The 8,197-nt window shown below is 60.1% G+C and carries 6 protein-coding genes; 1 reads left to right on the forward strand and 5 read right to left on the reverse strand.

Annotated elements, in window-relative coordinates; all coding sequences use genetic code 11:
• Positions 1-56: 56 nt before the first annotated feature.
• Both Q7V03_RS01505 and Q7V03_RS01510 read right to left on the reverse strand, forming a co-directional pair.
• Complete coding sequence (locus tag Q7V03_RS01505) at positions 57-2,504, reverse strand: FAD-dependent oxidoreductase (RefSeq protein WP_304923853.1); 2,448 nt, start codon at positions 2,502-2,504, stop codon at positions 57-59.
• A 66-nt stretch (positions 2,505-2,570) separates the two neighbouring features.
• Positions 2,571-5,012, reverse strand: coding sequence for an FAD-dependent oxidoreductase (locus Q7V03_RS01510; protein WP_304923854.1), 2,442 nt, complete (start codon positions 5,010-5,012; stop codon positions 2,571-2,573).
• 130 nt (positions 5,013-5,142) lie between these two features.
• Between Q7V03_RS01510 and Q7V03_RS01515 the strand changes: the two genes are divergently transcribed.
• Positions 5,143-6,012 carry a LysR family transcriptional regulator gene (locus tag Q7V03_RS01515; RefSeq protein WP_304923855.1) on the forward strand — a complete coding sequence of 290 codons (870 nt, stop codon included), beginning with the start codon at positions 5,143-5,145 and terminating at the stop codon, positions 6,010-6,012.
• A 78-nt stretch (positions 6,013-6,090) separates the two neighbouring features.
• Here the strand turns inward: Q7V03_RS01515 and Q7V03_RS01520 are convergent, their stop codons facing one another.
• The 3 genes from Q7V03_RS01520 to Q7V03_RS01530 all read right to left on the reverse strand — a co-directional run.
• The gene (locus tag Q7V03_RS01520) at positions 6,091-7,050 is read right to left on the reverse strand and encodes a CehA/McbA family metallohydrolase (protein WP_304923856.1); all 960 of its coding nucleotides are present in this window, start codon (positions 7,048-7,050) and stop codon (positions 6,091-6,093) included.
• A gap of 106 nt (positions 7,051-7,156) precedes the next feature.
• Entirely contained in the window at positions 7,157-7,885 is a 729-nt protein-coding gene (locus Q7V03_RS01525; protein WP_304923857.1) for an SDR family oxidoreductase, read from the reverse strand.
• 42 nt (positions 7,886-7,927) lie between these two features.
• On the reverse strand, positions 7,928-8,197 hold a 270-nt coding region (locus Q7V03_RS01530; protein ID WP_304923858.1), incomplete at its 5' end, for a diacylglycerol kinase.

Here is an 8,197-nt window from a genome sequence, read left to right on the forward strand (position 1 = left end):
TGTGCTCAAACGTCCTCGGGAGGGTCCGGGAGGGCCTGCGGCTCTCCCGGCGCTTATCAGGCGCGCACCCGTTCGGATTTTGGATCATACATTGCCACAAGGCTGGCCACGGCCTCATGCCGCACCCCCGCCACTTCGATTTCATAGCGCGCGCCCAGAATGTCCGCGTCCGACTGGCCCTTGCAGGGCACATAGCCAAGGCCAATCGCGCCACCAAGAAAATGACCGTAGTTGCCGGAAGTCACCGGGCCGACAATCACCCCATCCCGCACCACCGCCTCGTTGTGGAACAACAACGGCTCGGGATTTGTCAGGCGGAACTGTACCAGCTTGCGATCCAGCCCTGTCTCTTGTTTGCGCAGAACAGCGTCGCGGCCGATATAGTCAGGTTTCTTCTTCGACACCGCAAAGCCAAGCCCCGCCTCAAGGACATGATCTTCATCGGTAATATCATGACCAAAGTGGCGATAGGCCTTTTCAATCCGACAAGAATCCAGCGTGTGCAACCCGCAGAGCTTCAGCCCCAAATCAGCGCCCGCCGCCTCCAAAGCCTCAAACACATGCGCGGTTTGGTCGGATGAGACATACAACTCCCAGCCCAACTCGCCCACATAGGTCACCCGATGCGCCCGCGCGATGCCCATGCCAACCTCGATCTGCCGCATAGAGCCAAACGGATGCGCTGTGTTGGAGAAATCATTCGGGCTGATCTTTTGCATCAGATCGCGTGCTTTCGGCCCCATCACGCAGAGCACCGATTCAGCCGCCGTCATATCGGTGATCACCGCAAACGCATCCCCAACATGCCGCCGCAGCCATGCCAGATCGCGCTGCAACGTCGCCCCCGGCACCACCGCCAGATAAGCCGTTTCCGAAAGGCGGGTCACGGTTAGGTCGGACTCGATGCCGCCCTTCTGGTTCAGCATTTGCGTGTAGACGATCCGCCCCACCGCCACATCCATTTCCGCGCCACAAACCCGGTTCAGAAAGGCGCAAGCATCGCGGCCCTCAATGCGGATTTTGCCAAACGAGGTCATGTCGAAGAAGCCGACGCCATTTCGAACTGCCAGATGCTCGGCCTTCTGGTTCTCAAACCAGTTCTGCCGTTTCCAAGAATAGTGATACTCGCGCTCTTGCCCCGCATTGGCGAACCAGTTCGCGCGCTCCCAGCCCGCCACTTCGCCAAACACCGCACCGCGGGCTTTCAGATGTTCATGCAGCGGCGTGCGCCGAACGCCACGCGCGGTTTCCACCTGACGATAGGGGAAGTGATCGGCATAGAGCAGGCCCAAAGTCTCGGTCACCCGCTCTTTCAGATATTTGCGGTTTTTCTGGAACGGCTGGGCGCGGCGGATATCGACCTCCCAAAGGTCAAATGGCGCCTCGCCCTCGATGATCCAATGCGCCAAGGCCATGCCCGCGCCACCCGAGCCAGCGATGCCGACCGAATTGTAACCGGCAGCCACCCAATAGCCGCCAAGTTCTGGCGCTTCGCCCAAGTAATAGCGGTCATCCGGGGTGAAACTTTCTGGCCCGTTGAAAAACGTATGAATCCCCGCTGTTTGGAACAGCGGCATCCGGTTCATCGCGTGCTCTAGGATCGGCTGAAAGTGATCCCAGTCCTCGGGCAGTGTGTCGAACATGAAATCTTCGCGGATGCCGTCCATGCCCCAAGGCTTGGCTTTCGGCTCGAACGCGCCGATCATCATCTTGCCCGCGTCTGACTTATAGTAAGCACATTCATCCGGCACCCGCAGCACCGGTAGATGGCCAAGGCCCTGAATAGGCTCGGTGATCAGATAGAAATGCTCACAGGCGTGCAGCGGCAAGGTGACGCCAGACGCCTCGGCCAGATCGCGCCCCCACATGCCGCCGCAATTCACCACCACATCTGTCGCGATATGGCCCGGCTCACCATCGGAGCCTAGATAATCGACGCCGGTCACTTTGCCCGCGGCCTTGGTGACCCCAACGACCTTGGTATGCTCGAAAATCTGCGCACCGCGCATCCGCGCACCCTTGGCCAAAGCCATGGTGATATTGGCCGGATCACACTGACCATCCAGCGGCAGATGCACCGCCCCCACCACATCAGCGACATTCAGATGCGGATACATTGCCTTGACATCGGAGGGCGAAATCTCGGCCACATCGACATCGAAAATCCGCGCCACCGTGGCTTGGCGCAACAATTCCTCGTGCCGCGCCTCGGTCAGTGCCACCGAGATCGAGCCCACTTGCCGCATCCCAGTCTCAACGCCCGTCTCCGCCGCGAGCTTCACATACAAATCCGCAGAATATTTCGCCAAACGGGTCATATTGGCCGAGCCGCGCAACTGCCCGATCAACCCCGCCGCGTGCCAAGTGGTGCCAGAGGTCAGTTGTTTGCGCTCTAGCAGAACCACATCGGTCCAGCCCATCTTCGCCAGATGATAAGCCACCGAGCAGCCGGAGACCCCGCCGCCAATCACCACCGCCCGCGCTTTGTTCGGAACCTGAGCCATCACTTGTCTTTCATCTTGGCAAAAATACTCTTGGGGTGCGGGGGCTAGCCCCCGCTCCGTCATCAATCACGCGCGAATGCGCTCATTCTTTGCATCCCACAGCGGCGCATCTGCCTGCACCACCGCCGGATAGCGCTGCCCGAAAATCTCCACCTCTACAGCCTGTCCCGGCAGGTTCAGATCAGCCCGCAACATGCCCAGCCCGATGCAAGCGCCGACACGGTGGCCGTAATAACCGCTGGTGACTTCACCGACGACGGTATCCCCCTCCCAGATCGTTGACATATAGGGTGGGTCCTGATCGCCTGCATCGATCACCAAGGTGCAGAACCGCTTGGCAACCCCGGCCTGCTTTTCAGCCGCCAGCGCCGCCTTGCCACGGAAATCGGGCTTGGCCCAATCAACAAAGCGCTCTAGCCCGCCCTGCAATACAGAATAGTCGGTGGAAAGATCGCCCTTCCACGCGCGGTAGCCTTTTTCGAGCCGCAGAGAGTTCAAGGCAAACATCCCGAACGGCTTCAACCCCATTGGCGTGCCCGCGGCCAGCACGGCATCCCAAACCCGCGCGGTATCAGCCACCTTGGAATGAATTTCCCAGCCAAGTTCACCCGCAAACGACACCCGCATCAAGAACACATCCGCCCCACCAACCTGCGCGGTTTGGAACGTCAACCATCCCTTTGCCAGATCGGCATCCGACACCGCTGCCAAAATCTCGCGTGATTTTGGCCCGGTCAGAATTTGCGTTGACCATTCTGTCGTCTCGTCGGTCAGGCTTAGCCCCGCATCCAGATGCGCCACCAGCCAATCACGATCATGCGCCTGTGCTGTGGCTGCGGTGATCAGCAACAACTCATCCAGCCCCAACCGCGCCACCGACATCTCGGTCACAATCCGGCCCTTGTCATCGGCGAAATACGCAAGCCCCAGCCGCCCGACATTCGGCACCTTGCCAGTGATTTGCCGCGCCAGCCAGTCAGCCGCACCGTCGCCCTTCAACACAAACCGAGAGAACCCCGGTAGGTCGAGAATGCCCGCCGCATCGCGCACAGCTTCACATTCCGCGCGCACCGCGCCAAACCATGCCCCATTGCGCGCCCAAGTCTGGCTGCCTTTGGCAGAGACATCATCTCCGATACGCGCATACCACAACGCCCGCTCCCAGCCATTATACGCGCCAAACTGCGCGCCCAAAGCTGTTGTGCGATCATGCACAGCCGACAGTTTTTTATCGCGCCCCTCGGGCCAAGTATAATGCGGGAACTGGATGGCGTATTCGTGGCCGTAAACCTCCATGCCTTTGGCAATGCAGTAATCCTGATCCTCAAACCCGGTAAACCGGCGGGGATCACAGGACCACATGTCCCATTCCGTTGCCCCTTGGGTGATCCATTCGGCCAGAACTTTGCCCGCGCCCCCAGCCTGACAGATACCAAAGGTGAACACGCAAGCCTCGAACGCATTCGGCACGCCGGGCATCGGGCCGATCAGCGGGTTGCCATCGGGGGTGTAGGGGATCGGGCCGTTGATCACTTTGGTCAGCGGAGCTGTTTCCAGCAATGGCACACGGGCCATGGCGTCGGTGATATACCACTCCAGACGTTCCAGATCGTCGGGGAACAGTTGGAAGCTGAAATCTTCCGGGAACGGATCATCTTTGGTCACCCAGTGCGCCTTGCAGTTCTTCTCATAGGGGCCAAGGTTGAAGCCGTTTTTCTCTTGCCGCAGGTAATAGCTGCTGTCGACATCGCGCAGCAGCGGCAGCTTGTGGCCGACCTCTTTCGTGCGCGCCTCGACCTCGGGGATGGTGTCAAACAGCATGTACTGATGGCTCATCACCATCATCGGCACCTCTCGGCCAAACCATTTGCCGACCTCGCGCGCGTAATAGCCCGCCGCATTCACCACGACTTCGCAGCGGATATCGCCCTTGTGGGTTTCGACCACCCATTCATCGCCTTCACGCCGCACGCCTGTCGCAGGGCAAAACCGCTCTATCCGTGCCCCCATTTGACGCGCGCCTTTGGCTAGGGCCTGCGTCAACTGCGCCGGATCGATATCGCCATCATAGGGGTCATACAAAGCCCCCACGAGATCATGCGTCGCGATAAACGGATAAACCTCGGCAATCTGATCGGGCGTCAGGATCTTCAGATCCATGCCCTGATAGCGGCCCATCCCGACAACACGCTGAAATTCCTGCAAACGTTCTTGGGTATGCGCCAACCGGATTGAGCCGGTGACGTTGTAATTCATCGGATAATCGACCGCATCGCCTAAGCCGCGATACAGTTCCGCCGAATAGCGCTGCATGTTCATAATCGACCAGCTTGACGAGAACGTTGGCACATTGCCCGCCGCGTGCCAGGTTGAGCCTGCGGTCAGCTCATTCTTCTCGAGCAACACGCAATCGGTCCAGCCCGCCTTGCACAGATGATAGAGGCTAGAGGCACCGACAGCACCGCCGCCAATGATAACGACGCGCGCGGTTTTAGGGAAATCAGACATGCTTGGCTCCGGGTATTGCCCCACCCTTATCAGACGACGGCTTTCGGCTTTCAATTCCCTCAAAGCCGCGCTATTGATCGAGTGATCCGATCAGGCGCAAAGCATTGGACGCACAGCAGAGGAGCAGACCATGCAAATCGAACTTCTTGATACGTTCCTTGATCTTGTGGAAACCCGCAGCTTTCACCGCACCGCCGATCGGCTGGATGTGACCCAATCCACCGTCTCGGCCCGCGTACAGACGCTAGAGGCCGCCGTGGGTGCGCGCTTGTTCACCCGCTCGCGTGCTGGCACCGATCTGACGACCGAGGGCCTGCGATTTGAGACCCATGCCCGGATGCTGCGGCGTGATTGGAATGAGGCCAAACGCGCCGTCGCCCCCACAGGCGAGTCCGCTGTGATCATGCGTTTGGGCATCCAGAATGATCTGGCTGATGCGTTTATCGGTGATCTTCTCGCCGATTTCCGCCGCATGTTCCCGCAGATGGCGTTTTATATCGAGCCAGACTATTCCGCGCAGATGTGTGCCGATATCGTCTCAGGCGTGCATGATTTTGCGGTGCTGTTCACGCCAAAACCACACCCCGATCTGCATTTCGTCACTTTGGCCGACCTGCCCTATCGTCTGATCAGTTCGGATGCCGCGACGCGGGCCGAGATCAAGCTGGAGACTTACATCTCGGGGCATTTTTCAGTGGCTTTTGAGCAGGCCCATCGCACCGCCCTGCCCGAGTTGATTGGCGCGCCGTTATCGGTTGGACAAAGCTCGACCATCGCCTCGCTGCTGCTGGCCACTGGCGGGTCGGGGTTTGTGATGGCTGAGAAAGCTGCCGAGATGGTGGCAACGGGACGGTTCCAATATGTCCGGGATGTCGAAGCCATCGACCAGCCGGTGTTCGCGGCGATGCATCTGCGGCAGCGGGTGTCAAAAGCCCATCGCAAGCTGACCCGGATGCTGGCCAAACGCTTTCTGCGCAGCAGCGATCCCGCACGAGGCTAGGCACTCAGCCGTCATATCAAGCGCCGCCCCGGATCAAGCCCGGGGCGGCGCTGGCTTTTGAGGGGAACTGCTTGCCCCCTACCCTGCCACACGCGGATTTTTCGCCAAAGCACCCTCGACCCAAATCGGGTTCGACCACGCCCGCTTGCCCGCCGCATCAATCACCGCCACCCGCAGCCACGGCGAGTTGTTCAGCCGCGCCAGTGGCACCTCGGCGCGGGTCAGCGAATGGCCATGCACTGCCTTCGCCCCGGTGCCATGCCCGATCGCCACCACAGAAACCACCGCCGAACATTCGACCACAACCTTGTCGCCTTCAATCCGCACATCGCGCAGTTCCGGGCCTTGGCTGGAGTAGAAATGCCCTGCCTTCAGCGCGGCAAGCAGTGCCTCGGGCGTGTTGGATTCGGATTTCACCATCACCCAGCCGCCGAAGTGATCGGGTTCCGAGAAATGCGCATCATCGGTGGCAATCATGCTCAGACGGCGACCCTCGGTCAGCAAAAGGTCGGCAATCGCAAAGCCATCCGGGCGATCACACCCGGTGTCGCAGCCGGTGTTATAAACTTCAACCGCATGCGCGGCAGTGATGCTGCGGGCATCGGCCAACGTCAGCCCCGACCATTGCGGATGCGCAATCGCCACAAATGCCCCTGCCGCCACTGCACGCGCCGCGATCTCTGGCCCAGTTTCCTGGTCCACGACCGGAATGAAGCTGGGGCTGTTTGAGGGCGCGAAATCGCTGGGCAGGCCCACCGCCAGAATGTGCCACAGCTCACCATTCGCCATAGCGCCGGAATGAAGTTCTGCGCCCAAAATCGTGGCGAAATCCGCATCGCGCATCGGCTTGGTGTCAACAATCGGATAGCCATAAATGCCGACGAAATGGTCGGTGAGGGCGATGAAATCATAGCCCTCGGCCTTGTAGCGCCGACACACTTCTTCGGGGGCCAGCACGCCATCCGAGCGCGTTGAATGGGTGTGCAGGTTGCCACGCCAAAAACGGCCGTGGGCGGTGAAAGCGGGATCGCGTTGCATCAGTAGGCTCCTTGCAAGTCATTGGCGGCACTTTAGCCAAGCAGCCGTGACAGTCCAGTGACGGCGCGATGGGTTTGGCAAGGCCCAAGGCGGGCAGGCAAAGACGTTAACCGCGCCCGATATAGGGCATATCCCGCGCCATGATCGTCATGAACGGCACATTCACCGACAAGGGCAGACTGGCCATGTGCAGCACCGCACCCGCCACATGCGCCACATCCATCACCGGCTCTATCGCGGTCTGCCCATTGGCTTGCGCCACCCCTTTGGTGAAGCCCGCTGCCATATCGGTCAGCGCATTGCCAATGTCGATCTGCCCCGCTGCGATGTCAAACGCCCGGCCATCCAGCCCCAGCGTGCGGGTCAAACCGGTCACCGCATGTTTCGACATGGTATAGGGCGCGGAACCGGGCCGCGGCACATGCGCCGAGATCGAGCCGTTGTTGATGATCCGCCCGCCACGCGGCGACTGATGCCGCATCAGCCGAAACGCCGCGCGTGCACACAGAAACATGCCTGTGATGTTGGTATTGGACACCGCCAGCCATTGCTCGACCGATATTTCGTCAATCGTCGCCGCAGGGGCTGAAATGCCCGCATTGTTGAAGAGCACATCCAGCCGAGGCAGCTGGGCAAAGGCCGCATCGACCTCTGCCGGGTTGCTCACATCGGCGGCGAGCAGCAAGGCGGGCTGGCCATCTGCCGTTTCGGCCAAAGCCTCGGCGCGACGCCCCATCAAGGCGACATTCCAGCCAGCCGACAGAAAGGTCCGCGCTGTCGCCCGGCCAATCCCTGAACCCGCCCCGGTGATCAGAATGGTTTTGCGGTCGCTCATCTTAGCTCTCCCCTAGCGGATCGGCTGAACACTAACCGGGCATCAGAAAAGGGCAAGCAAAGCAAAGACCCAGGTCACGATATAGCCAAAGCCCATCACCGCCACCGCAGCCGAACCCGTATCTTTCGCAGCCTTGGCAAGCGGGTGTTTTTCGGTTGAGATATAGTCAATCGTCGCCTCATACCAACGGCCATTGTTTCTGACTCTGAGGGGATTCCCAAAGCGTTCAGATTCTGATTCTCTTGTTCCGACGGCAGGGAGGATCGAATGGCAATCGAGGTCACGCGGAAGGAATTGACGGCGGCGGAGCTG

Source organism: Cypionkella sp. (genome assembly GCF_030652235.1).
Lineage (GTDB): Bacteria > Pseudomonadota > Alphaproteobacteria > Rhodobacterales > Rhodobacteraceae > Cypionkella.